This window comes from Amycolatopsis camponoti (assembly GCF_902497555.1).
Taxonomy (GTDB): Bacteria; Actinomycetota; Actinomycetes; order Mycobacteriales; family Pseudonocardiaceae; genus Amycolatopsis; species Amycolatopsis camponoti.
The window spans coordinates 814,795-836,878 of record NZ_CABVGP010000002.1; the positions used below are offsets into that span (position 1 = coordinate 814,795).

A 22,084-nucleotide genomic window follows, 5' to 3' on the forward strand; every position below is an offset into this window, starting at 1 on the left:
TCCCGCCCCTCGAAGGGGCCCTTCAGCGTGTCCGGGCTCAGCCGCCCGGGATCCAGTCCGGGTTCGAGGCCAGCACGATCAGCTGCTGCGTCGCCCGGGTCAGCGCCACGTACAGCACCCGCCGCCCGGTGGTCGACTCCGTGATCAAGTCGTTCGGCTCCACGAGCACCACCGCGTCGTACTCCAGGCCCTTCGAATCCAGGCTGCCGACGACCTTGAGCCGCTCGTCCGCCTGCCCCGACAGCCAGCCCGTGACCTCCGGCACCCGGTCCATCGCCGTGATGACGCCGACCGTGCCCTCGACCGCGCCCAGCAGCTCCTTCACCGCCGCCTGCGTCGCCGGCGCCAGGCCCGCCGCCTCCACCGGGCGGACGTCCGGCTCGACGCCCGTCTTGCGCACCGCCACCGGCAGCTCGCCCGCCTCCGCGTGCCCGGCCACCACCTTCGCCGCGAGGTCGAAGATCTCCGCCGAGTTCCGGTAGTTCGTCCGCAGCGTGAACCGCCGCCGGGCCGTCTTGACCCCGAACGCCTGGTCCCGCGCCTGGGCCGCCTCCGCCGGGTCCGGCCACGAGCTCTGCACCGGGTCGCCGACGACCGTCCAGCTCGCGTACTTCCCGCGCCGGCCGACCATCCGCCACTGCATCGGCGACAGGTCCTGCGACTCGTCGACGACCACGTGCGAGTACTCCTCGTAGTGCTCGGGGCGCGTCGGGGCGCCGCCGGAGCGCTGCGGCTCCACCTCGAGCACCTGACGGCGCTTGCGCTTCGGCGGTGTCCCGATCAGCACGCGCAGCTCGTCGAGCAGCGCGACGTCCGCGATCGACCAGCCCCGCGACCGGTCCGCGAGGTCCGCGGCCAGCAGCGAGATCTCCTGCCGGTTCAGGACGCCCTTCGCGACCGACGCCAGCCGCTTCTCCTCACCCAGCCACTTCAGGATCTGCGCCGGGTACAGCACCGGCCACCACACCACCAGGAACCGGTGGAAGTCGATCCGCTCGCCGAGGTCGGTGATCAGCTCGGCCCGCTCGAACGGCTTGCCGTCGGCCTTCGCGTACTCCTCGGCCTTCGCGGCCAGCGCGTCGAGCAGCAGCTCCGCCGCCCGGATCCGCGACCGGTTCGGCGGCGCGCCCTGGGTGTGGGCCTTGCGGCGCACCTTCTCCAGCTCGCGCGCGTTCAGCCGCAGCACTTCGCCGCGGTAGACGATCCGCATCTCCTCCGGCGCTTCCGGCGGGGTGTCCCGCAGCGCCCGCAGCAGGATCTTCCGCATCCGCAGCGACCCCTTGATCGCGGCCAGCGGCGCCGCGTCCTGCCGCGTCGCCTCCAGGCCGTCGAGGACCTCGCCGAGCGCGCGCAGCTCGACGTTCGTCTCCCCCATCGAGGGGAGGACGCGCGAGATGTAGCTGGTGAACACGCCCGAAGGCCCGATCACGAGCACGCCGGCCCCGCCCAGCTGACGGCGGTAGCGGTAGAGCAGGTAGGCCGCGCGGTGCAGGGCGACCGCGGTCTTGCCGGTGCCCGGGCCGCCGGTGATCTCGGTGACCCCGCGCCACGGCGCCCGGATGACCTCGTCCTGCTCCTTCTGGATGGTCGCGACGATGTCGCGCATCTTCTCGCCGCGCGAGCGCCCCAGCGCGGCCATGAGCGCGCCTTCGCCGACGATCTGCATGTCCTCGGGCACGGCGTCGGCGATCAGCACGTCGTCGTCGACGTCGAGGACGTTCTGACCGGAGCAGCGGATCACGCGCCGCCGCACGACGTCCATCGGTTCCTCGGCCGTGGCCTGGTAGAACGCGGCCGCGGCCGGCGCGCGCCAGTCCGTGACGAGGTTGTCGAACTCGGCGTCGCGGATGCCGAGCCTGCCGACGTAGTTGCGTTCCCCGTCCCGGTCGTCGAGCCTGCCGAAGACGAGCCCCTCGTACTCGGCGTCGAGCGTCTGGAGCGTCTGGTTCGCGTGGTAGACCATCATGTCGCGCTCGAACAGCATCGACGCCTGCTCGAAGATCGCCTCGCGCTGCGCGCCCTGGCCGATCTCGTAGCCCTTGGTGCGCATCGCCTCGGCCTGGGTGCGCAGTTCGTCCAGACGGGTGTACACGCGATCGACGTGGGCTTGTTCGATGGCGATCTCGGCCCGTCTGACCCGAGGTTCCGACACGCATGGCTCCTTGACAGCTCTGGATCGCCTCCGAGGGCGAAGAACGACTCTACGCGTTGGCTCCGGCGGGCACACCGATGTCCCGGCCATCAGTGCCGCGTGTCATCCCCGCACAATCAAGGGGTGACCAGGATCGTGGCCGGGACGGCGGGCGGGCGGCGGCTGAAGGTGCCGCCGAAGGGCACCCGGCCGACGTCGGAGCGTGTGCGGGAAGCCCTGTTCAACGCCCTGGAGACGGCGGGCGAGCTGGACGGCGCCCACGTCCTCGACCTCTACGCGGGCTCCGGTGCCCTCGGTCTCGAAGCGCTCTCCCGCGGGGCGGCGGACGCGCTGTTCGTGGAGGCCGACCGGCGCGCGGTGGACGTCCTGCGCGGCAACGTCGCGGCACTGGGCCTGGGCGGCACGGTCCGCGCCGGGCAGGTCGAGACGGTGGTCGCGGCCCCCGCGCCCCGGCCGTACGACCTGGTGCTGGCCGACCCGCCGTACGCCGTGGACGCGGCCGCGCTCGGCAAGGTGCTGGCCTCGCTGGCGGCCGGCGGCTGGCTGGGGGAGGCGGCGCTGGTCGTCGTCGAGCGCGCGGCCCGCGACGGCGAGCCGGACTGGCCGGCGGCCTTCGAGCCCTCGCGCGCGAAGAAGTACGGCGACACGGCGGTCTTCTGGGCGGACTACCGCACTTCGTGACGCGGCCCACGCGCGGCAGAGCGGGCGCCGCGACCTGCGGCACGGTAGCGTCCGCGCCATGCGGCGTGCGGTCTGTCCCGGTTCCTACGATCCGGCCACCAACGGGCACCTCGACATCATCGAGCGGGCGAGCATCCTGTTCGACGAGGTCGTCGTCGCGGTGGGGGTGAACAAGAGCAAGAAGGGCCTCTTCGAGATCGAAGAGCGCCTGGAGATGCTGCGGAAGATCACCTCGAAGCTCCCGAACATCCGGGTGGACTCGTGGGAAGGCCTGCTGGTCGACTACTGCCGCGAGAACGACATCGCGGCGATCGCCAAGGGCCTGCGCTCGGTCAGCGACTTCGACTACGAGCTGCAGATGGCGCAGATGAACCGCGAGCTGACCGGCGTCGAGACGCTGCTGATGGCGAACAACCCGGCGTACGGGTTCGTGTCCAGCTCGCTGGTCAAGGAGGTCGCGGCCCTCGGCGGCGACATCGAGCACCTGGTGCCGGCCGTCGTCTACGAACGACTCTCGGAGAAGTTCCCGAAGCTCGGGCGCTGACCCTCCACAAGGGATTTTTTCAATCCGGGTCAGCCGGATGGACCGCGACCTTGGTCGGAACTTCGCCCCACCCCGCTGTGAGTTCACTTCGGCGCCTTCTGACGATCATCCGATCGGGTTACGGTCCGAAAATGACCAACTACCGATCACGCCTGGTCGCGGTCCTTTTCGCGCTCCTGGCCACCCTGTCCACAGGGGTCACCGCCGCCGACGCGGCGGCTCCGGCTGTCGCCGCCCAGAACGCCTGCGGGAACCTCTCCGGGTTCTCCCACACGACCCTCTCGGCCCTGCCCGCCGAGGCGACGACGACGTACAACCTGATCCGGAAGGGAGGCCCCTTCCCGTACCCGCAGAACGACGGCGTCGTCTTCGACAACCGGGAGGGCATCCTCCCGTCCTGCGCGTCGGGCTACTACCACGAGTACACGGTGCCGACGCCCGGCTCGAGCACCCGCGGCACGCGCCGCATCGTGACCGGCTCGGGCGGCGAGTACTTCTACACCGGTGACCACTACGCGACCTTCAAGGTCATCGACATCAGCGGCGGCGGCACGACCCACGCCTGCGGCGACCTGTCCGGCTTGACGAAGATCGGCTACTCCCAGCTGTCGGCGGCGGCTCGCACGGTGGTCGACAACGTCCGCGGCGGGGCGACGAGCAGCACGACCTACGAGAACCGGGAAGGTGTCCTCCCGGCCTGCGCGTCCGGCTACTACAAGCTCTTCACCGTGGGTACGAACGACCGCGTGATCTCCGGCAAGGCGGGCGAGCTGGCCTACACGCCCGACCACTACGTCACCTTCAAGCGGATCGACCTGAATTCCTGAGTTTCCGTGCAACGCGCCGCGCTTCCCCGCCCGTGAGTACCGGTGGAACATCGGACGGGGAGGCGCGATGCGGTCAGGGGACGAGGCGGGGTTCCGGGAGTTCGCCAGGGAACGGGCGCTGCCGCTGCGGCGGACGGCGTTCCTCCTGTGCGGTGACTGGCACCTGGCCGAAGACCTCGTCCAGGTCGCGCTCATCAAGCTCTACCGGGTCTGGCCGAAGGTCGCCCGGACGGGGCCCGTCGACAACTACGCGAGACAGGTCCTGCTCCGCTGCTGGCTCGACGAGCGGCGGCGACCCTGGCGGCGCAACGAGCGTCGCGACGGCGTCGTCCCCGAAGAGCCGCGGTTCGATCCGGCCGACGCCGGCATCTCCGGTGACCTGCTCCGCGCCCTCGCCGAGGTTCCGCCGAAACAGCGCGCCGCCGTCGTGCTCCGCTATTGCGCCGATCTCCCGGTCGCCGACGTCGCGAAGGCACTGCGCTGCTCGGAAGGAACCGTCCGGAGCCAAGCCGCGCGCGGGCTCGAAGCGCTGCGCGCGGCTTTGACGCGGCTGGAGTCCTCGGCCGCGGAGAGGAGCGTGTGATGACCGACCTGGAGACCAGGCTGCGCGAGGTGGTGCTCGCCGAGCCTCCCCTCGGGTTCGACCCCGACGACGTCGCGACGAAGGCGGCGAAGCGGCTTCGCAACCGCCGCGCGACCGTGGCGACCGTGGCCGTGACGCTGGGGATCGCCGGCGCCGCGGTCGTGGCGCTGCGGCCGTCGCCGCCACCGCCCGTACCCCCGGCGGCGACGTACCTGCCGCCGGTGATCGTGGTCAAACCGCCGCAGCAGCCGCAGACCCCGCTGGAACTGCGGAACCTGGCGCACCTCAAGGAAGTGCTGCCCGCGGTGATCCCGGGTGCGCGCAAGATCGTCATCGACAGCTTCTACAGCATGGGTGGCGAGCTGCACGCCGACGAGATGAGCACGAGCATTTCCTTCGTCGACCACGAGGGGAAGGGACACAGCTTCACCCTCGCGATCCTGGGGAAGCTCACGGTGGCGCGGAACACGCTGCCGGTGTCGCAGGCGTGCCCGCCGGGCGGCCGGATGCGGTGCGACAGGATCCCCCGGCCGGACGGCAGCACGGTCGTGATCTCGGAGGTCTCCGAAGGAGGACTGCCGGGCGCGCCGCCGTCCACCACGGTGGCCGGGCGCGCGGCTGCCCACTACCGCGTCGACGGCACCTCCGTCGACGTCAGCGACCTCGGGCGGGTCGCCCCGATGACGGCGGCCGAGCTGGGCCTCCCCGCTCCACGGATCGACGCCCCCGCCGGGGACGGGCTCGTGCTCGACGACCGGCAGCTGATCGCCCTCGTCACCGACCCGGGCTTCGTCGCCCAGTAGGGGGACGCCGGCGCCGGGTGTGGTCCAGGGGGACACGCCCGGTGCCGGTGGCGTTCACCGGTTCCGCGCGGAAAACGGGCAGACTGATCTCAGCGACAGGGGATTGGAGTTGCCGTGTACCGGGTTTTCGAGGCGCTCGACGAGCTCGTCACCATCGTCGAGGAGGCGCGCGGCGTCCCGATGACGTCCAGCTGCGTGGTGCCCCGCGGAGACGTCCTCGAACTCCTCGACGACGTCCGCGACGCACTGCCGGCGGAGGTCGACGACGCGCAGGACGTGCTCGACAAGCGTGACGACCTGATCCACGCCGCCCGCAAGGAGGCGGGGGAGACGGTCGCCGGCGCGAACGCCGAGGCCGAGCGCGCGATCGCCGACGCCACCGACGAAGCCGAGCGCATCCTGGCCGACGCGCGCGCCCGCGCCGAGCAGATGCTCGCCGACGCGCACGACCAGTCCGACCGCACGGTCGCGGCGGGCCAGGCCGAGTACCAGAACCTCACGGACCGTTCGCGCGCCGAGTCCGAGCGCATGATCCAGGCCGGCCGCGACGCCTACGACCGCGCCATCGAGGACGGCCGTCTCGAGCAGTCCCGGCTGGTCGCGCAGACCGAGGTCGTCCAGGCGGCGCACGCGGAGTCCGCGCGCATCGTCGACGAGGCCCACGCGGAGGCCGACCGCCAGCGCGCGGACTGCGACGCGTACGTGGACGGGAAGCTCGCGGAGTTCTCGGAGCTGCTGGCGACGACGCTGCGGACGGTCGACTCGGGCCGCAACCACCTGCGCTCCCCGGCGAACCTGCCGAGCTCGGGTGGCCGCCCGACGCTCTACGACTACCAGGTGTGACGAGTCTCTCACCTCTCGCGGGACGCCGTCCGCGCCTCGGCCGGTAGGTCCGACCTGCGCGGGTGCCAGCTCGAAAGGGGTGGCACCCGGTGCGTACTCTGGACTGGATGTCCGAGAACAAGACCCCCCAGCTCGACGACCGCAGCCCCTGGGTGATCGACACCCGGGAGCTCGGCCGTCACGCCGGCCTGAGCCGCGCCCTCACGCGCAGCGTGCCGGTGGAGACGCCCCTCGGCGTCCCCGATGTCATCACCATCGACGCGGGCTCCGAGCTCAAGCTCGACCTGCTGCTCGAGTCCGTCGTCGAAGGCGTCCTGGTCAGCGGCACCGCCACGGCGACCGCGAAGGGCACCTGCGCGCGCTGCCTCGACCCGCTGACCGAGGAGGTCGAGGTCGAGGTCCAGGAGCTGTTCGCCTACCCGGGCTCGGCCACCGAGGAGACCACCGACGAGGACGAGATCCCCCGGTTGATCGACGACCGGATCGACCTCGAGCCCATCGTGCGCGACGCCGTCGTGCTCGCCCTGCCGCTGGCGCCGCTGTGCACCGAAGACTGCGCCGGGCTCTGCATCGACTGCGGCGTCAAGTGGGCCGATCTCGAGCCCGGACACGGGCATGAGAAGATAGACCCTCGGTGGGCCGCACTGGTCGAGCGCTTCGACGAGAATGCGGGCGAGCAGCCTGCGCCGGGTCCCGCCGAGCAAGCCTGACGAGCGCCCCAGCTCGTTGCGGAGGAAGTTCGCTCGCACCGCGAGCAGACCGTCTTAAGGAGATCTACTCGTGGCCGTCCCGAAGCGGAAGATGTCGCGATCCAACACGCGCTCCCGCCGCAGCCAGTGGAAGGCGGCTCCGGTGCAGCTGGTGCCCTGCTCCAACCGCGCCTGCAAGCAGCCGAAGCTCCAGCACATCGCGTGCCCGTCGTGCGGCCAGCACAACGGCCGCCAGGTCGTCGAGCCCGCCTGATCGGGTAGCCGACATGGGGGGCAAGACGCCCGGGGGACCACCAGCCGATCCGGCGCCGTTGCTCGAAGCGCTCGGGGTCACACTCGACCCCGAGCTGCTCGAGCTGTCGCTGACCCACCGTTCGTACGCGTACGAAAACGGGGGCCTGCCGCCGAACGAGCGGCTGGAGTTCCTCGGTGACGCCGTGCTCGGCCTGGTCGTCACCGATCACCTGTACACCACGCATCCCGACCTGCCCGAAGGTCAGCTCGCGAAGCTCCGCGCCAGCGTCGTCAACATGCACGCGCTGGCGCGGGTCGCCCGCGGGCTCGGCGAGGGCGGGCTCGGGGCGCATCTGCTGCTGGGCAAGGGCGAAGAGCTCACCGGCGGGCGGAACAAGGCGAGCATCCTCGCGGACGGCCTGGAAGCCGTCATCGGGGCCGTCTACCTCGAGCACGGCATCGAGATCGCCCGCAAGCTCGTGCACCACCTCTTCGACGGCCTGCTCGCCGAAGCCCCGCTGCGCGGCGCCGGTCTCGACTGGAAGACCAGCCTGCAGGAGCAGACGGCGTCGGCCGGTCTCGGCGTGCCCGAGTACCGCGTCGAGGACACCGGTCCGGACCACCGCAAGGAGTTCACGGCCACCGTGCTCGTCGCCGGCCGCCCGATGGGCAACGGCAACGGGTCGACGAAGAAGGAAGCCGAGCAGAAGGCCGCCGAGACGGCTTGGCGCTCGCTGTCGGCCGAGCTCGAAGCCGAGAAGAAGGACGAACCGGAGTCCTGATCACCGGGAACCTCCGTTGACGATTTCCCGAACCGCTCAGTAGCGTGTGGCGATCCGCCGCGCTCGTACCTGACTGAGAGGTTTGGCGGAATGCGTCTGTTCTTCGTCCCCTTGCTCGCGGCGGCGCTCGTCGTCGTGCCCGGACCGGCGGCCTCGGCCGCGCAGGTCCGCGTCACGTCGCTTTCGGCGCTGCAGTCCGCTATGGACAAAGCGAACCCCGGCGACACGATCGTGCTCGCCGACGGCTCCTACTCCGCGGGCTCGACGCTGTCGATCAAGCGGTCCGGCACGAGCGCCGCGCCGGTGACCGTCGCCGCGGAGCACACCGGCCAGGCCACGATCACCGGCTCGAAGACGTTCGCCTTCGCGAGCGGCGTCTCGAACGTCGTGCTGCGGGGGTTCAAGTTCCGGGGCAGCGCGAAGCTGAGCGTCCCGGCCGGCGCGCCGGGCAACCGCTTGACCCGCAACGACTTCCAGCTCTCGACCGACGGCAACTGGGTGACGGTCAGCGGCGACGACACCGTCGTCGACCGCAACGTCTTCCAGAACCGCACCACCCAGGGCGTGTTCCTGCAGATCCTCGGGCCGTCCGGCGCGATGGCCAAGCACGTCCACGTGCACCACAACTACTTCTACAACCACCAGTTCAGCGGCTCGAACGGTGGCGAGTCGATCCGGCTGGGCCTCAGTGACCACCAGTCGTACACGGCCAACGCGCTGATCGAGAACAACCTGTTCGAGAAGGCCGACGGCGACAGCGAGGCGATCTCCGTCAAGTCGTCGGACAACGTGGTGCGGTACAACACGATCCGCGACAGCAAGGGCTACATAGTCCTGCGCCACGGCAACCGCAGCGTCGTCGAGGGCAATGTCCTCTTCGGATCGGGAATCCGGTTCCACGGGAACGACCACAAGATCGTGAACAACTACGTCGCGAACTCCGGCGACCGCGCGATCGTCTTCGGGTCCGGCGACGAGGCCGACAGCGGGCCGACCAGCAAGCTCCACGATCGACCCGATCGGGTGACGGTCGCGTACAACACGGTGCTGGGCTCGAAGAGCGTGATCGACGGCGACGGCGGCGACTTCAAGCCGAAGGACTGCGTGGTCGCGGACAACATCGTCAAGGGGACGTCCGGCCCGCTCGTGACGCTGCCCGGCGGGTCGACGGTGAAGTACGAAGGCAACATCACCTTCGGCGGGTCGGCCGGGATCCCGTCCCGTTCGGTGGACCCGAAGCTGGTGAAGGACGCGGCCGGGCTGTACCGGCTGGCGTCGGGGAGCCCGGCGATCGACGCGGGCGTGGGTTCGTACCCGTTCGCGGCGAAGGACTTCGACCTGCAGTCCCGTTCGGGCGCTTTCGACGTCGGGGCCGACGAGTTCCTCGCCGGCGCCACCCGCGTTCCGCTGACGAAGGCCGACGTCGGCCCGGCCGCTCCGTAGCCTTCGCGAAAACTGTCGTACCTCCCGGGCACAATGAACGCATGCCCGAACTCCCCGAGGTCGAAGTCGTCCGCGTGGGCCTCCAGGCGCACGTCGCGGGCCGGACCATCCGCGAGGCGGAGGTCCTGCACCCGCGCGCCATCCGCCGGCACGCGCTGGGCGCGGAGGACTTCACGAAGCGGCTGGCCGGCACCCGCGTCGAGGCCGCGCGGCGCCGTGGCAAGTACCTGTGGCTGGAGCTGTCCGACAAGGAGGCGCTGCTGGCGCACCTCGGGATGAGCGGGCAGATGCTCGTCCAGCCCGAGGGCGCGCCGGACGAGAAGCACCTGCGCGTCCGGCTGCGCTTCGACGACGACGGTCCTGAGCTGCGTTTCGTCGACCAGCGGACGTTCGGCGGCCTGGCGCTCGACGACCTCAGTGACATCGGCAGCGAGGTGCTGCTCCCGGACACGATCGCGCACATCGCGCGCGACCCGATGGACCCGGCGTTCGACCTCGACGCGGCGGTGCGCGCGCTGCGGTCGCGGCGCACCGAGGTCAAGCGGGCGCTGCTGGACCAGACGCTGGTGTCGGGCATCGGCAACATCTACGCGGACGAGGCGCTGTGGCGGGCCCGCCTGCACTGGTCCCGGCCGACCGAGAAGCTGACCCTGGCCAAGGGGCGCGAGCTGCTGTCCGCGGCGTCGGACGTGATGAACGCGGCGCTGGGCGCGGGCGGGACGTCGTTCGACGCGCTGTACGTGAACATCAACGGGCAGTCGGGGTACTTCGACCGGTCGCTGGACGCGTACGGCCAGGAGGGGCTGCCGTGCCACCGGTGCGGCACGGCGATCCGGCGGGAGCCGTTCATGAACCGGTCGTCGTTCTCGTGTCCGCGGTGTCAGCCACGCCCTCGGGCCAAACTTGGGTAGATAAATAGTGTTCAGCTTTCAGCTAAGATGAATGTGCCTGGTAGCTGAGGGAGTGCATCGTGGCCAAGGAGCCCGGAAAGTCGACGCTGGCCGACAAGATCGACCGGCTGTTCCACGTGGTCCGCAGGCCCGATCGGGAGCCGTACAGCAACGAAGAGGTCGCGAAGGCCTGTCGCGAGGCAACAGGCGAGAGCTTCTCGACGACGTACTTGTGGCAGCTGCGCACGGGCCGCCGTGACAACCCGACGAAGCGTCACCTCGAGGCACTGGCCCAGTTCTTCGGAGTACCTCCGGCATACTTCTTCGACGACGAGCAGAGCACGAAGATCGCCGAGGAGCTGGCCCTGCTGGGCGCCCTTCGCGACGCGGGGGTCCGCGACCTGGCCCTGCGCGCGGTGACCCTGTCGGCGGACGGGCTGGACACGATCAGCGACATGGTCGACGCGATCGCCCGGAGGGAGGCCGGTCGCGGCGGACCGAAGAAGGAGGCCTGAGGTGACGGCGTTCGCGATGCCGGGCGCAGCGGGATTCGTCGAGGTCGAGCGGCCAGGCCCCGGCTTGCGCGGGAAGTCGCGCAGCCGGTCGCGCTCTCTCGCGAGCCATCGAAGCGCCACCTCGTCCGCCGACCCGCAAACCGTGCGACCGATCTTGCTCCTTCCGCGTATCCCCGCCGACGTCGCCGCGTTGAACCGGCCGGAGCCGTGGGGTCGCGGCGTGAGGGAGGGCTGACGTGGCGCGAACGTCGTGGCGGCGGAGACCGGGACGGGTGCTGTGGAAGCGGGCCCGGGAGGTCGCCGACGCCGTCACCCTGCCGGAGCCCTTCGATGCCGAGACGTTCGTCGCGAGCCTGGCCGCCGAGCGGGGGCGGCCCATCGAGCTCATGCCCGTCAGCGCGCCCGAAGGCGCTCCCTGCGGGCTGCTCATGAGCACCGAACGCGCCGACTACATCCTCTACCCGACCACCACCACCGCCCTGCACCGGCAGCACATCCTGCTCCACGAGGTCGGCCACCTGCTCTGCGGCCACACCGGCCCGGCCGGCGGCGCGGACGGTGTCGCCCTCGACGCCGCCGCCGGGCGGCAGCTCATGCCCAGCCTTTCGCCCGAGCTGGTTCGGCGCGTGCTCGGCCGCACCACCTACACCGAGGTCGAGGAACGCGAAGCCGAACTGGTCGCGAGCCTGCTCGCCCAGCGCGTCGTCCGGCCCGGGGAGCCGCGCGAGCTCGCGCCCGACGCCCCGGACGGCCTGCGGCGCTTCGACTCCCTCTTCGGCGGCCGGTCCCGCCGCCGGGCGCCGTGATCGAGACCCTGGCCTACCACCTGTGCCTGGTCGGGTTCGCCGGGTTCGGGTACAAGCTCGTCGAGGCGCGCCGCAGCCAGCCGGTGCGCACCATGTGGTTGCTCGCCGGGTTCGGCATCTGCATCGCCACCGGCATCCTCGTGCTGACCCCGGCGATGGCCGCCCTCGCCGGCCCGGGCCCGGTGGCCGAGTGGGTCCTCAGCCTGGCCGGCGACGAGCTGAAGCTGGGCGCGATCGGCTTCGCCGTGGCGTTCACGCAGTCGGTGTGGCGCGGCGAAGGCGCCCGGCTCGCCCCGCACGCGCTGTTCACCGGCGCGTCGATGGTGCTGCTCGCGGTGTGCTTCACGCTCTCGAAACCGCGGCGCGTCGGTGACGACACGGTCTTCTCCGACGCCGGCGTCGGGTTCGCCCTGGCCGACAAGATCGTCTTCCTGGCCTACAGCCTGATCAGCCTCGGCCTGCTGATCGCGGTGTTCGGCCGCAGCGCGTGGCACGCGGAGCCGGGCCCGCTGCGCACCGGGCTGTGGCTGCTGGTGGTCGGCGTGGGTGCCGCGTTCGCGTGGACGTTCTGGGACATCGACGACGTCCGCCGCCTCGCCGAGACCGGCCGGATCGGCGCCCGCGAGGACCTGCCGTCCTCGGTGCTCGCGGCGGCCACGATCGGGTTCGTGACGGCCGGCGCGACGCTCAGCGCGTGGTCGCCCGCGGTGACGTCGGTGATCGGCCGGGTGCGGGCGTACCGGGCCTACCGCCGTATCGAGCCGTTGTGGACGGCGTTGCGCGCGGCGGTGCCGGGCATCGCGCTGGACCCGGGCCGCGAGCTGACGGGCGGCGCCGAGTTCGCGCTGTACCGCAGGGTGATCGAGATCCGCGACGGTCACCTGGCCCTCCGCGCCCACTTCGACCCGGACCTCCCGGCCCGCGCGGAGACGGCGGCCCGCCGGGCGGGAGTCCCGGAGGCCGACCTGGCCCCGACGGTCGAAGCGGTGACCCTGGCCGCGGCGATCGAGGCGGGCCGCCAGGGACGCCGCTTCGAGCCGGGCCAGACGGAGCCCGCGCCCCTGGCGGAAGCGGACGCGGACGTCGGCGCCGAAGCGGCCTGGCTGGTCCGGGTGAGCCGGGCCTGGCAGCGCGACGCGGTGGTCGAGCGCCTCCGGACGAGCGCGCTCGGCTGAGCGTCAACGCAACCGAGGCGGCCTCGGGTGCTCGTCAGCGCGGGTAGCGGGCTCCGCTCACCGTCACCCGGAGCGTGTACAGCGAGCTGGAAGCCGTGATGAACAGGTCGTTCCCGCGCGGGCCGCCGAACGTGAAGTTCGAGCAGATCTCCGGTATCCGCAGCTTGCCGATCCGGGTCCCGTCCGCCGCGAAACAGTGCAGGCCGTCGTGGGCCGCCGCCCAGAGCCGGCCTTCGCTGTCCACCCGGACTCCGTCGAACACGCCGTTGTCGCACGTCGCGAACACCGATCCGCCGGTCAGCGCGCCGTCGGGACCCACCTCGAACACCCGGATGTGGCTGGGTTTCTGCCGCGTGTCCACTATGTACAGCAGCGACTCGTCGGCCGAGAACGCCAAGCCGTTGGGCCGGGAGAAGTCGTCCGCGACGATCCGCACGTCACCCGAAGGGGAGATGCGGTACACGTGGCACGCCCCGATCTCGCTCTCCGCCTGGTACCCCTCGTAGTCGCTGTCGATGCCGTAACTCGGGTCGGTGAACCAGACTGACCCGTCCGAGTGCTCGACGACGTCGTTCGGGCTGTTGAAGCGTTTCCCCTCGAACTTCGACGCCAGCACGGTGATCGTCCCGTCGTGCTCGGTGCGCGTCACCCGCCGGCGGCCCTGCTCGCAGCTGATCAGCCGTCCGTGGCGGTCGACAGTGTGGCCGTTCGAGTACTCGGACGGCTGACGGAAGACGCCGACCCGGCCCGTCGTCTCGTCCCAGCGCAGCGTGCGGTCGTTCGGGATGTCGCTGAACACCAGGTAGCGCCCGGCCGGGAAGTACGCCGGCCCCTCCGTCCAGCGGCAGCCGGTGTGCAGGCGCTGCATCCACTCGTCGCCGTTGACGCGCGCGAAGCGCTCGTCCAGCACCTCGAAGTCCGTCTTCACCAGATCCATCGATCACCCCTCATGAGATTCCCCGGCAAGTATGGCGGCTGGCCCTCCGCCGTGCGCACTACTGCGCAATGCGTGGTACCTTTCCAAGCGTAAGACTGGAGGGTGCAGTGGAGATCAGTCAGCTGCTCAAAGGGGTGCTCGATCTGGCCGTGCTCGCGGTGCTCCGCGAGGAAGACGGCTACGGGTACGACGTCCTGCGAAGACTCAGAGGCGCCGGCCTGCACGAGGTGGGGGACGCGTCGGTGTACGGGACGTTGCGCAGGCTCTACAAGGCCGGCCTGCTCACCTCGTACGTGGTGCCCAGCGAAGAGGGCCCGCACCGCAAGTACTACAGCCTGAACGAGCCGGGCCGGCTCCGCCTGGCGGAGTCGGGCAAGACCTGGCAGAGCTTCGCATCGACGATGAACATGCTTTTGGGAGAGGCAGCATGAGCGACAAGCCGACCGCCGTGCGGGTTTATCTGGCGCGGGTCCGCACCGCGCTCGCCGACCTGCCCGCGAGCGAGATCGAAGAGATCCTCGAAGACGTCCGCCCGCACCTGACGGAGCTGGAGGCCGAGCTGGGGGAGGGGGCCCGCGTCGAGGCCCTGATCGAACGGCTCGGCACGCCCGAAAGCTACGCCGCCGAGCTGCGCGCCTCGGGTGGGTACCCGCCGGCGGCCGAAGGCGCGACGCAGGTGCTCGCCACGACCAGGAACCCGAGCCTCGCGAAGCCGCGGATCGCGTTCTGGGGCCTCGTGCTCTGCGCGGTGGCGCTCGCGCTGTTCGCGTTCGCGGCCGCCGTCCGGGTCGACCCCGACGGGCTGCTGGGCGCGGTGCTCTTCCTGCCGGTGTTCCTGATCAGCCTGTTCCTGCTGCTGAAGGGCGGGGTCGAGCCGGTGCTCGCGCTGCCGGAGGTGGTGTGGCTGCGGCGGACGCTGAACAAGGGGCGGCAGCAGGAGGACTCGGGGAAGGCGCTGAGCTACCTCGCTTCGCTCAAGCCGGCCTGGTGGATCGTGTGCGCCGTCGTGCTCCTCGCCTTCGGGCTGCTCCTGATGCTGCGCTCGCGCACCGCGGTGCTGCTGCTGCCGTTCCTGCTCGTCGCGGGCGGCGCGGCCGTGTGGGCGGGCCCGCGGCTGCGCGGCGACCGGCGGCTGCTGTGGGTGACCGTGCCGATCTCGGCGTTCGTCATCGGCGGCATCCTGGGCGGGTTCGGCGCCGCGGTCGACCTGATCTCGAACCGGAACTCCTACTCGAACTCGCCGTCGTACTACCAGACGTCCGACCGGTACGGCAACGACCAGCTGACCTACGGCAACCACGAGATCGAGAACGTCTACGCGTTCGACGCCGAGGGCAAGCCGCTGACCGAGATCTACCTCTACGACGAAGAGGGCCGGCCGCTCACGGTGACCCGCTACGGCTGCGAGCGCTCGAGCGGCACCAAGGAGAAGATCGGCGCGGACAACCGGTTCCCGCGGCCGAAGATCGAGCAGGGCGTCACCGACGACCAGGGCAACTACAACGGCTACAACGGGTACCGCTCGTCCTGCCGCGAGAACGCGGGCGTGCCGTTCAGCGCGGCGATCCCGAAGGTGACCGCGCCTTCTCCGTCGAGCGCACCGACGTCTTCGTCCGCGCCGGCCACGCCGACGCCGACGAAGTAACGGGGGAACGAACGCCGGGAGCCGGGTCGGGGCCGCTCCCGGCGTTCACCCGATGCCAACGTGCGCGAAACGTCCCGCGAACGCGGGCGTGCTGAGCTGGGTGCGTGCCACTCACCGAGGTCGAGGCGGACACCTTCGCCCCGCGCACACGGGTCATCCACGGGTACGAGCGCGCCTACCGGATGGCCGGGCGCGGCCCGGCCCTGCTGTTCCTGCACGGCATCGGCGACGACTCGGCGACGTGGCTGGAGCTGCTCGCCTCACTGTCGGCCGACCACACGGTGATCGCGCCCGACCTCCTCGGCCACGGCGCCTCGGCCAAGCCGCGCGCCGACTACTCCGTCGCGGCCTACGCCTGCGGCATGCGCGATCTGCTGACCACGCTCGACGTCGACCGGGTCACGGTGATCGGGCACTCGCTCGGCGGCGGCGTCGCGATGCAGTTCGCCTACCAGTTCCCGGAACGCTGCGAACGGCTCGTCCTGGTCGGCTCCGGTGGGGTCGGGGCGAGCGTGCACCCGTTGCTGCGGCTGGCCGCCGCACCGGGCGCGGGACTGGCGCTGCCGCTGCTGGGGACGCGGCCGGCGCTGACGGTGCTGCGCGGGTTCGCCGAGCTGCTGCGGGTGTCCGAAGGGCTGGGGCTGGGCCCCGACCTCGACTACGTGCTGACCCGCTACGTCCGGCTGCTCGAACCGGGCACGCGCTCGGCGTTCCTGCGCACCCTGCGCTCGGTCGTCGACTGGCGCGGCCAGGTCGTCAACATGCTGGACCGCTGCTACCTGACCGAGGGGATCCCGACGCTGCTCGTGTGGGGGACCGACGACCGGGTCGTGCCGAGCGGGCACGCCCGGCGCGCGCACCGGGCGATGCCGGGCAGCAAGCTGGTGCTGTTCGAGGGCGCCGGCCATTTCCCGCACCGGTCGGACCCGAAGCGGTTCCTGGAGATCCTGCGCGAGTTCCTGGCGCAGACGCCGCCGGCGGAGTACGACCGCACGCGCTGGGGCGACCTGCTGCGCGGGGGCCGGGCAGCGCGGCTGCCGGACCCGGCTGCGCTCCCGGACGCGCCGGCGGTGTCGTCGGGGACCTGAGCAGCCCCCGTTTTCCACGCTACCGGCGGGCACCGACAGTTTCCGGGGTAGCCGGCGGAGTTGTCCCCAGGCACGACGAAGGCCACCTCCGGAAGGGAGGTGGCCATCGCTCCTCAGTGCGTCAGTGCGTCAGTGGCCGAAAGCGCTGCGAGCCGCGAGGTCCGCCAGCAGTGCGCGGCCCTTCTCGGCGTTGCGGGGCTGGGACAGGACGTCGTAGCGGCGCGCCACCAGCTGGCTCTGGGAGACGAACCCGCGCTTGTTGCGGTTGGCCGCGTACCCGAGTGCGCCGAAGAGCAGGTTGAACCCGAGCCCGGCGACCAGGCCGATCACGATCGGGACCAGGCCCGCGCCCGGGTTCAGCAGGCTCAGCACCAGGCCGAGGAACACACCGAACATCGCGCCGGACGTCGCCGCGCTGCCCAGGACCTTGCCCCAGGACATCTTGCCGGCGATGCGCTCGACGAGCATCGGCTCCACGCCCACGATCGTGACGTCGGTGACCGGGAAGTCCGTGCCCGCGAGGTGGTCGACCGCGCGCTGGGCCTGCTCGTAGGACTCGTAGGAACCGATCGGCCAGCCGGTGGGCAGGGTGGGCAGCTGGGGCCGGGCCTGCTGCTGTCCGATCGTGCTCTGCTGCGTGAATGCTGTGGTCATCGATCTCACCTCTCCTGCCCCGTTCAACGTGGGAGTACCCCGGATTCCTCCCGCTCGCGCGGAATTCACAGACTCTTCTCAGACGGGCAAACGGCGCATACCGGCCGCCACCGGTCCACGTGCTCATCGTGTCGTCCGTCCAGGCACGTACGCACGCCGTTCCGGTGCGTCCGGCCGCGGGCCTCGCGTACCCGGGTGGACGACACGCGCACCTCGGTGGACGACACGCGTACCTGGCTGGACGACACGGTCGGAGTGGGTGTGCGGCGGGGTGAATCAATGGTTCAATAAAATACCTTTGTTCCGGTTGACCCCGGCGGCGTCACCGGGTAGGAAGGACCCGCAAAGGATTCGCATCAAACCTTTGAGGCGGCAGATGGCACGCAGACGAGGCATGCTCACGCTGGACGAGCTCCGGGCGCGCGTGGACGCGGGCACGATCGACACCGTGCTCGTCGCGATCACGGACATGCAGGGCAGGCTCCAGGGCAAGCGCTGCTCGGCGGAGTACTTCCTGGACGAGGTCGTCGGCCACGCCACCGAGGCCTGCAACTACCTCCTGGCCGTGGACGTCGACATGAACACCGTCGACGGCTACGCGCTCTCGTCGTGGGAGAGCGGCTACGGCGACTTCGTGCTGCGCCCCGACTTCGCCACGCTGCGGGAGATCCCCTGGCAGGAGGGCACCGCGCTGGTGCTGGCCGACGTCGAGCGCGTGCAGGGCGGTGCCGTCAGCGTGTCGCCGCGGCAGATCCTGCGCCGTCAGCTCGAGCGCCTCGCGGAGCGCGGGCTCGCCGCGTACGTCGGGACCGAGCTGGAGTTCATCGTCTTCGACGACACCTACGAAGCCGCCTGGGACAAGCGCTACCACGGCCTCAAGCCCGCCAACCAGTACAACGTGGACTACTCGATGCTCGGCACCGCGCGGCTGGAGCCGCTGCTGCGCCGCATCCGCAACGAGATGTCCGGCGCCGGGCTCTACCCGGAGTCCGCCAAGGGCGAGTGCAACCCCGGCCAGCAGGAGATCGCCTTCCGCTACACCGATGCCCTGAGCACCTGCGACAACCACAGCGTCTACAAGAACGGCGCCAAGGAGATCGCCGCGCAGGAGGGCAAGAGCCTCACGTTCATGGCGAAGTACAACGAGCGCGAGGGCAACTCCTGCCACATCCACATCAGCCTGCGCTCGACCGAAGGCCGGGCCGTCCTGTCCGGCGACCACGACCACGGCTTCTCGACGCTCATGGAGCAGTTCCTCGCCGGCCAGCTCGCCGGGTTGCACGAGCTGACCTACTTCTTCGCGCCGAACATCAACTCCTACAAGCGGTTCGTGCCCGGCAGCTTCGCGCCGACCGCGATCGCGTGGGGCACGGACAACCGCACCTGCGCGCTGCGCGTCGTAGGCCACGGCGAGTCGTTGCGCGTCGAGAACCGCGTGCCCGGCGGGGACGTCAACCCGTACCTGGCCGTCGCCGCGCTCATCGCCGCCGGCCTGCACGGCATCGAGAACGAATTGGAGCTGGAAGAGCCCTTCGTCGGCAACGCCTACCAGTCCGACCGGGGCACGGTCCCGACCACGCTGCCCGAGGCCGCCGCGGCCCTCGCGGAGAGCACCCTGGCGCGGGAAGCGTTCGGCGAAGACGTCGTGGAGCACTACCTCAACGCGGCGAAGATCGAGATCGACGCCTACAACGCCGCCGTCACCGACTGGGAGCGGGTTCGTGGCTTCGAACGACTCTAAGCCGGTCATCGGGCTCACCACCTACCTCGAACCCGCCAAGTTCCTGGTCTGGGAGACCGAAGCCGTGCTGCTGCATCGGGTCTACGTCGACTGCGTCGTCTCGGCCGGTGGCATCCCGGTGCTGCTGCCGCCGGTGTCCGACGCGTACGACCGGCTCGTGTCCACTGTGGACGGCCTGGTGCTCACCGGCGGCGCGGACGTCGAACCGCAGCGCTACGGCCAGGAGCCGCACCCGGCCACCTACACGCGGCCGGAGCGGGACGCGTTCGAATTCGGCCTGCTCGAAGCGGCGCGGCGCCAGGGCAAGCCGGTGCTCGGCGTGTGCCGCGGCCTGCAGGTGATCAGCGTCGCCCTCGGCGGCACGCTCACCCAGCACCTGCCGGAGGCGTCGGAGTCCACCGAGCACCAGCCCGCGCCCGCGACGTTCGGCAAGGGCATCGTCACCCTGGCCGACGGCAGCCGGGCGGCGGCGATCCTCGGCCCGGAAACCAAGACGCTCTGCTACCACCACCAGGCGATCGACCGGCTCGGCGACGGCCTCGAACCGGTCGGCTGGGCCGCCGACGGCACGATCGAGGCCGCCGAGGTGCCCGGCGAGTTCACCCTGGGCGTGCAGTGGCACCCCGAGCAGGACAGCGACGACGTCCGGCTGTTCGCCGCCCTCGTCGACGCGAGCAAGGAGAGGGCATGACCAGCACGTTCGACGTCCGGAACCCGGCCACCGAACAGGTGGTCCGGACCGTCCCGCTGACCAGCGCCGAGGAGACCGACGCGGCGATCGCCCGCGCGCAGGCGGCGTTCCCGGGCTGGCGCGACGTCACCCCCGGCGACCGCGCGCGGCTGCTGCGCCGCTTCGCCGACGCCGTCGAGGCCGACATCGAGAACCTCGCGCGGCTCGAGGTCGAGAACTCCGGGCACACCATCGGCAACGCCCGCTGGGAAGCGGGCAACGTCCGTGACGTCCTCACCTACTACTCCGCGGCGCCGGAACGCCTGATCGGCAAGCAGATCCCCGTCCCGGGCGGCGTCAACGTCACCTTCCAGGAGCCACTGGGCGTGGTCGGCGTGATCGTGCCGTGGAACTTCCCGATGCCGATCGCGGGCTGGGGCTTCGCGCCCGCGCTCGCGGCCGGCAACACCGTCGTCCTCAAGCCGGCCGAGCTGACGCCGCTGACCGCGGTCCGGCTGGGCGAGCTGGCGCGCGAGGCGGGCATCCCGGAGGACGTCTTCCAGGTGCTGCCGGGCAAGGGATCCGTGGTCGGGCAACGGTTCGTGGACCACCCGGGCGTGCGCAAGGTCGTCTTCACCGGCTCGACCGAGGTCGGCAAGCAGATCATGGCCGGCTGCGCGGCGCAGGTGAAGCGCGTGACGCTGGAGCTGGGTGGCAAGAACGCGAACATCGTCTTCGCCGACTCCGACCTGGAGAAGGCCGCGGCGACCGCGCCCTACGGCGTCTTCGACAACGCGGGCCAGGACTGCTGCGCGCGGTCGCTGATCCTGGTGCAGGCGAGCGCGTACGACCGGTTCATGGAGCTGCTCGAACCCGCGGTGCACGGCGTCGTCGTCGGCGACCCGGGCGACGAGACGACCGAGATGGGCCCGCTGATCTCGGCCGCGCACCGCGAAAAGGTGGCCTCCTACGTGCCGGACGACGCGCCGGTCGCGTTCCGCGGCAGCGCGCCGTCGGGCCCCGGCTACTGGTTCCCCCCGACCGTCCTCACCCCGCCCGACCTGCGGTACCCGGCCGTGGCGGACGAGGTCTTCGGCCCGGTCGTCGCCGTCGTGCCGTTCGACGGAGAGGCCGACGCGGTCCGGATGGCCAACGCGACCGAGTACGGCCTGTCCGGCTCGATCTGGACCCGCGACGCCGGCCGCGCGTTCCGGGTGGCGCGCGGTGTCGAAGCCGGCAACCTGTCGGTGAACTCGCACTCTTCGGTGCGCTACTGGACGCCGTTCGGCGGGTTCAAGCAGTCCGGCCTCGGCCGCGAGCTGGGCCCCGACGCCGCGGCGGCGTTCACCGAAACCAAGAACGTCTTTCTGAGCACGGAGGAGTAATGGTCCAGCGTTTCGAAGGCCGCGTCGCGGTGATCACCGGCGGCGCGAGCGGCATCGGGCTCGCCTCGGCGCGCCGTCTGGCGAGCGAAGGCGCGAAGGTCGTCATCGGGGACCTCACGCCGGCCGAAGGCAAGGCGGCCGCGGACGAGGTCGGCGGCGCGTTCATCCAGACCGACGTCACCGACGCCGAGCAGGTCGAGAACCTGTTCCACAGCACGGTCGAGCAGTTCGGCTCGGTCGACGTCGCGTTCAACAACGCGGGGATCTCACCGCCCGAGGACGACTCCATCCTGACCACGGGTATCGAGGCGTGGGAGCGGGTGCAGCGCGTCAACCTGACGTCGGTGTACTACTGCTGCAAGGCCGTCCTGCCGCACATGCAGCGCCAGGGTCGCGGGTCGATCATCAACACGGCGTCGTTCGTCGCGGTGATGGGCGCGGCGACGTCGCAGATCTCCTACACCGCGTCCAAGGGCGGGGTGCTCGCGATGAGCCGTGAGCTGGGCATCCAGTTCGCGCGGGAGAACATCCGCGTCAACGCGCTGTGCCCGGGCCCGGTGAACACGCCGCTGCTCAAGGAGCTGTTCGCGAAGGACCCGGAACGCGCGGCTCGGCGGCTGGTCCACGTGCCGGTCGGCCGGTTCGCCGAGCCGTCGGAGATCGCGGCGGCGGTGGCGTTCCTGGCCAGCGACGACGCCAGCTTCATCACGGCGTCCCAGTTCCTGGTCGACGGCGGCATCTCCGGCGCGTACGTCACCCCGCTCTAACGCTTCGTCGGTTTCTTGACGCCGTAGACCTCCCGGAGGTAGTTCCAGGCGGCGTTGAGCTTCTTGCGCTCTTCGGAGACGAGCTTTTCGCGGCGGCGCAGCACGCGGACGGCGATCTCGGAGGCGAGGAAGGCGCCGGCGGCGAAGGTCAGCACGCCGACGATCAGGGTCAGGACGATGACGGTGGTGGTCATGGTGACCAGCGTCGA

The 22,084-nt window shown here is 71.0% G+C and carries 25 protein-coding genes; 21 read left to right on the forward strand and 4 right to left on the reverse strand.

The genetic code is table 11. The annotated features are described in order from the left end of the window. Positions 1 to 37: 37 nt before the first annotated feature. A complete protein-coding gene (locus AA23TX_RS24325; protein WP_155545170.1) occupies positions 38 to 2,152 on the reverse strand; it encodes a HelD family protein in 2,115 nt (704 codons plus the stop codon). Positions 2,153 to 2,275: 123 nt separating this feature from the next. Here AA23TX_RS24325 and rsmD point away from each other — a divergent pair, with 123 nt between their 5' ends. The 14 genes from rsmD (at position 2,276) to AA23TX_RS24395 (ending at position 12,988) form a co-directional block, all read left to right on the forward strand. Next, on the forward strand, positions 2,276 to 2,833 hold the full coding sequence (gene rsmD, locus AA23TX_RS24330; protein WP_196425508.1) for a 16S rRNA (guanine(966)-N(2))-methyltransferase RsmD: 558 nt from the start codon (positions 2,276 to 2,278) through the stop codon (positions 2,831 to 2,833). A gap of 58 nt (positions 2,834 to 2,891) precedes the next feature. Next, positions 2,892 to 3,377, forward strand: coding sequence for a pantetheine-phosphate adenylyltransferase (gene coaD / locus AA23TX_RS24335; RefSeq protein WP_155545171.1), 486 nt, complete (start codon positions 2,892 to 2,894; stop codon positions 3,375 to 3,377). Between the two features lie 131 nt (positions 3,378 to 3,508). Continuing rightward, positions 3,509 to 4,204, forward strand: coding sequence for a ribonuclease domain-containing protein (locus tag AA23TX_RS24340; protein WP_155545172.1), 696 nt, complete (start codon positions 3,509 to 3,511; stop codon positions 4,202 to 4,204). Positions 4,205 to 4,271: 67 nt separating this feature from the next. After that, positions 4,272 to 4,787, forward strand: a complete 516-nt coding sequence (locus AA23TX_RS24345; RefSeq protein ID WP_155545173.1) for a SigE family RNA polymerase sigma factor — start codon at positions 4,272 to 4,274, stop codon at positions 4,785 to 4,787. Further along, entirely contained in the window at positions 4,787 to 5,590 is an 804-nt protein-coding gene (locus AA23TX_RS24350) for a hypothetical protein (protein WP_155545174.1), read from the forward strand. Before AA23TX_RS24345 ends, AA23TX_RS24350 begins: the two co-directional genes overlap by 1 nt. Before the next feature lie 114 nt (positions 5,591 to 5,704). Beyond that, complete coding sequence (locus AA23TX_RS24355; RefSeq protein WP_155545175.1) at positions 5,705 to 6,433, forward strand: DivIVA domain-containing protein; 729 nt, start codon at positions 5,705 to 5,707, stop codon at positions 6,431 to 6,433. A 107-nt stretch (positions 6,434 to 6,540) separates the two neighbouring features. Beyond that, positions 6,541 to 7,143: a YceD family protein gene (locus AA23TX_RS24360; RefSeq protein WP_196425509.1), complete on the forward strand. Its 603-nt coding sequence runs from the start codon at positions 6,541 to 6,543 to the stop codon at positions 7,141 to 7,143. Between the two features lie 70 nt (positions 7,144 to 7,213). Continuing rightward, positions 7,214 to 7,396: a 50S ribosomal protein L32 gene (gene rpmF, locus AA23TX_RS24365; RefSeq protein ID WP_013223689.1), complete on the forward strand. Its 183-nt coding sequence runs from the start codon at positions 7,214 to 7,216 to the stop codon at positions 7,394 to 7,396. Between the two features lie 13 nt (positions 7,397 to 7,409). Next, positions 7,410 to 8,159, forward strand: coding sequence for a ribonuclease III (gene rnc / locus AA23TX_RS24370; protein WP_196425510.1), 750 nt, complete (start codon positions 7,410 to 7,412; stop codon positions 8,157 to 8,159). 90 nt (positions 8,160 to 8,249) lie between these two features. After that, a complete protein-coding gene (locus AA23TX_RS24375; protein ID WP_155545177.1) occupies positions 8,250 to 9,602 on the forward strand; it encodes a polysaccharide lyase 6 family protein in 1,353 nt (450 codons plus the stop codon). A gap of 41 nt (positions 9,603 to 9,643) precedes the next feature. Further along, positions 9,644 to 10,513 (forward strand): bifunctional DNA-formamidopyrimidine glycosylase/DNA-(apurinic or apyrimidinic site) lyase, encoded by an 870-nt coding sequence (gene mutM / locus AA23TX_RS24380; protein ID WP_155545178.1) that lies wholly within the window; start codon positions 9,644 to 9,646, stop codon positions 10,511 to 10,513. A gap of 59 nt (positions 10,514 to 10,572) precedes the next feature. Next, a complete protein-coding gene (locus tag AA23TX_RS24385; protein ID WP_155545179.1) occupies positions 10,573 to 11,007 on the forward strand; it encodes a helix-turn-helix domain-containing protein in 435 nt (144 codons plus the stop codon). Between the two features lie 272 nt (positions 11,008 to 11,279). After that, entirely contained in the window at positions 11,280 to 11,813 is a 534-nt protein-coding gene (locus AA23TX_RS24390) for a hypothetical protein (RefSeq protein WP_196425511.1), read from the forward strand. After that, on the forward strand, positions 11,810 to 12,988 hold the full coding sequence (locus AA23TX_RS24395) for an MAB_1171c family putative transporter (RefSeq protein ID WP_155545180.1): 1,179 nt from the start codon (positions 11,810 to 11,812) through the stop codon (positions 12,986 to 12,988). Before AA23TX_RS24390 ends, AA23TX_RS24395 begins: the two co-directional genes overlap by 4 nt. Positions 12,989 to 13,022: 34 nt before the next feature. Here AA23TX_RS24395 and AA23TX_RS24400 read toward each other — a convergent pair whose 3' ends face one another. Continuing rightward, complete coding sequence (locus tag AA23TX_RS24400; protein ID WP_155545181.1) at positions 13,023 to 13,925, reverse strand: SMP-30/gluconolactonase/LRE family protein; 903 nt, start codon at positions 13,923 to 13,925, stop codon at positions 13,023 to 13,025. 107 nt (positions 13,926 to 14,032) lie between these two features. Here AA23TX_RS24400 and AA23TX_RS24405 point away from each other — a divergent pair, with 107 nt between their 5' ends. The 3 genes from AA23TX_RS24405 (at position 14,033) to AA23TX_RS24415 (ending at position 16,658) form a co-directional block, all read left to right on the forward strand. Further along, positions 14,033 to 14,356: a PadR family transcriptional regulator gene (locus tag AA23TX_RS24405; protein ID WP_155545182.1), complete on the forward strand. Its 324-nt coding sequence runs from the start codon at positions 14,033 to 14,035 to the stop codon at positions 14,354 to 14,356. Next, positions 14,353 to 15,570 carry a DUF1700 domain-containing protein gene (locus tag AA23TX_RS24410; protein WP_155545183.1) on the forward strand — a complete coding sequence of 406 codons (1,218 nt, stop codon included), beginning with the start codon at positions 14,353 to 14,355 and terminating at the stop codon, positions 15,568 to 15,570. Before AA23TX_RS24405 ends, AA23TX_RS24410 begins: the two co-directional genes overlap by 4 nt. A gap of 182 nt (positions 15,571 to 15,752) precedes the next feature. Then, positions 15,753 to 16,658, forward strand: a complete 906-nt coding sequence (locus AA23TX_RS24415; protein WP_338422537.1) for an alpha/beta fold hydrolase — start codon at positions 15,753 to 15,755, stop codon at positions 16,656 to 16,658. Between the two features lie 129 nt (positions 16,659 to 16,787). Here AA23TX_RS24415 and AA23TX_RS24420 read toward each other — a convergent pair whose 3' ends face one another. Then, positions 16,788 to 17,312 carry a YflT domain-containing protein gene (locus AA23TX_RS24420; RefSeq protein ID WP_155545185.1) on the reverse strand — a complete coding sequence of 175 codons (525 nt, stop codon included), beginning with the start codon at positions 17,310 to 17,312 and terminating at the stop codon, positions 16,788 to 16,790. A gap of 376 nt (positions 17,313 to 17,688) precedes the next feature. Here AA23TX_RS24420 and AA23TX_RS24425 point away from each other — a divergent pair, with 376 nt between their 5' ends. The 4 genes from AA23TX_RS24425 to AA23TX_RS24440 are packed head-to-tail and all read left to right on the forward strand — an operon-like array spanning position 17,689 to position 21,875. Continuing rightward, positions 17,689 to 19,053 (forward strand): glutamine synthetase family protein, encoded by a 1,365-nt coding sequence (locus AA23TX_RS24425; RefSeq protein ID WP_196425512.1) that lies wholly within the window; start codon positions 17,689 to 17,691, stop codon positions 19,051 to 19,053. Further along, positions 19,034 to 19,744, forward strand: a complete 711-nt coding sequence (locus AA23TX_RS24430) for a gamma-glutamyl-gamma-aminobutyrate hydrolase family protein (RefSeq protein WP_155545186.1) — start codon at positions 19,034 to 19,036, stop codon at positions 19,742 to 19,744. Before AA23TX_RS24425 ends, AA23TX_RS24430 begins: the two co-directional genes overlap by 20 nt. After that, positions 19,741 to 21,108 (forward strand): aldehyde dehydrogenase family protein, encoded by a 1,368-nt coding sequence (locus AA23TX_RS24435; RefSeq protein WP_155545187.1) that lies wholly within the window; start codon positions 19,741 to 19,743, stop codon positions 21,106 to 21,108. The genes AA23TX_RS24430 and AA23TX_RS24435 overlap by 4 nt, the downstream gene beginning before the upstream one ends. Then, positions 21,108 to 21,875: a 3-oxoacyl-ACP reductase gene (locus AA23TX_RS24440; protein WP_155545188.1), complete on the forward strand. Its 768-nt coding sequence runs from the start codon at positions 21,108 to 21,110 to the stop codon at positions 21,873 to 21,875. The genes AA23TX_RS24435 and AA23TX_RS24440 overlap by 1 nt, the downstream gene beginning before the upstream one ends. Here the strand turns inward: AA23TX_RS24440 and AA23TX_RS24445 are convergent. After that, a complete protein-coding gene (locus AA23TX_RS24445; protein ID WP_155545189.1) occupies positions 21,872 to 22,069 on the reverse strand; it encodes a hypothetical protein in 198 nt (65 codons plus the stop codon). The two genes, AA23TX_RS24440 and AA23TX_RS24445, sit on opposite strands and share 4 nt — an antisense overlap. Positions 22,070 to 22,084 lie beyond the last annotated feature (15 nt).

Excerpts from the sequence above, each read along its gene's own strand:
- coaD (WP_155545171.1), top strand. The coding sequence starts at position 2,892 with ATGCGGCGTGCGGTCTGTCCCGGTTCCTACGATCCGGCCACCAACGGG.
- AA23TX_RS24415 (WP_338422537.1), top strand. The coding sequence starts at position 15,753 with ATGGCCGGGCGCGGCCCGGCCCTGCTGTTCCTGCACGGCATCGGCGAC.
- AA23TX_RS24350 (WP_155545174.1), top strand. The coding sequence starts at position 4,787 with ATGACCGACCTGGAGACCAGGCTGCGCGAGGTGGTGCTCGCCGAGCCT.
- AA23TX_RS24410 (WP_155545183.1), top strand. The coding sequence starts at position 14,353 with ATGAGCGACAAGCCGACCGCCGTGCGGGTTTATCTGGCGCGGGTCCGC.
- AA23TX_RS24400 (WP_155545181.1), bottom strand. The coding sequence starts at position 13,925 with ATGGATCTGGTGAAGACGGACTTCGAGGTGCTGGACGAGCGCTTCGCG.
- mutM (WP_155545178.1), top strand. The coding sequence starts at position 9,644 with ATGCCCGAACTCCCCGAGGTCGAAGTCGTCCGCGTGGGCCTCCAGGCG.
- AA23TX_RS24445 (WP_155545189.1), bottom strand. The coding sequence starts at position 22,069 with ATGACCACCACCGTCATCGTCCTGACCCTGATCGTCGGCGTGCTGACC.
- AA23TX_RS24420 (WP_155545185.1), bottom strand. The coding sequence starts at position 17,312 with ATGACCACAGCATTCACGCAGCAGAGCACGATCGGACAGCAGCAGGCC.
- AA23TX_RS24375 (WP_155545177.1), top strand. The coding sequence starts at position 8,250 with ATGCGTCTGTTCTTCGTCCCCTTGCTCGCGGCGGCGCTCGTCGTCGTG.
- AA23TX_RS24435 (WP_155545187.1), top strand. The coding sequence starts at position 19,741 with ATGACCAGCACGTTCGACGTCCGGAACCCGGCCACCGAACAGGTGGTC.
- AA23TX_RS24440 (WP_155545188.1), top strand. The coding sequence starts at position 21,108 with ATGGTCCAGCGTTTCGAAGGCCGCGTCGCGGTGATCACCGGCGGCGCG.
- AA23TX_RS24360 (WP_196425509.1), top strand. The coding sequence starts at position 6,541 with ATGTCCGAGAACAAGACCCCCCAGCTCGACGACCGCAGCCCCTGGGTG.
- AA23TX_RS24425 (WP_196425512.1), top strand. The coding sequence starts at position 17,689 with ATGGCACGCAGACGAGGCATGCTCACGCTGGACGAGCTCCGGGCGCGC.
- AA23TX_RS24345 (WP_155545173.1), top strand. The coding sequence starts at position 4,272 with ATGCGGTCAGGGGACGAGGCGGGGTTCCGGGAGTTCGCCAGGGAACGG.
- AA23TX_RS24340 (WP_155545172.1), top strand. The coding sequence starts at position 3,509 with ATGACCAACTACCGATCACGCCTGGTCGCGGTCCTTTTCGCGCTCCTG.
- rnc (WP_196425510.1), top strand. The coding sequence starts at position 7,410 with ATGGGGGGCAAGACGCCCGGGGGACCACCAGCCGATCCGGCGCCGTTG.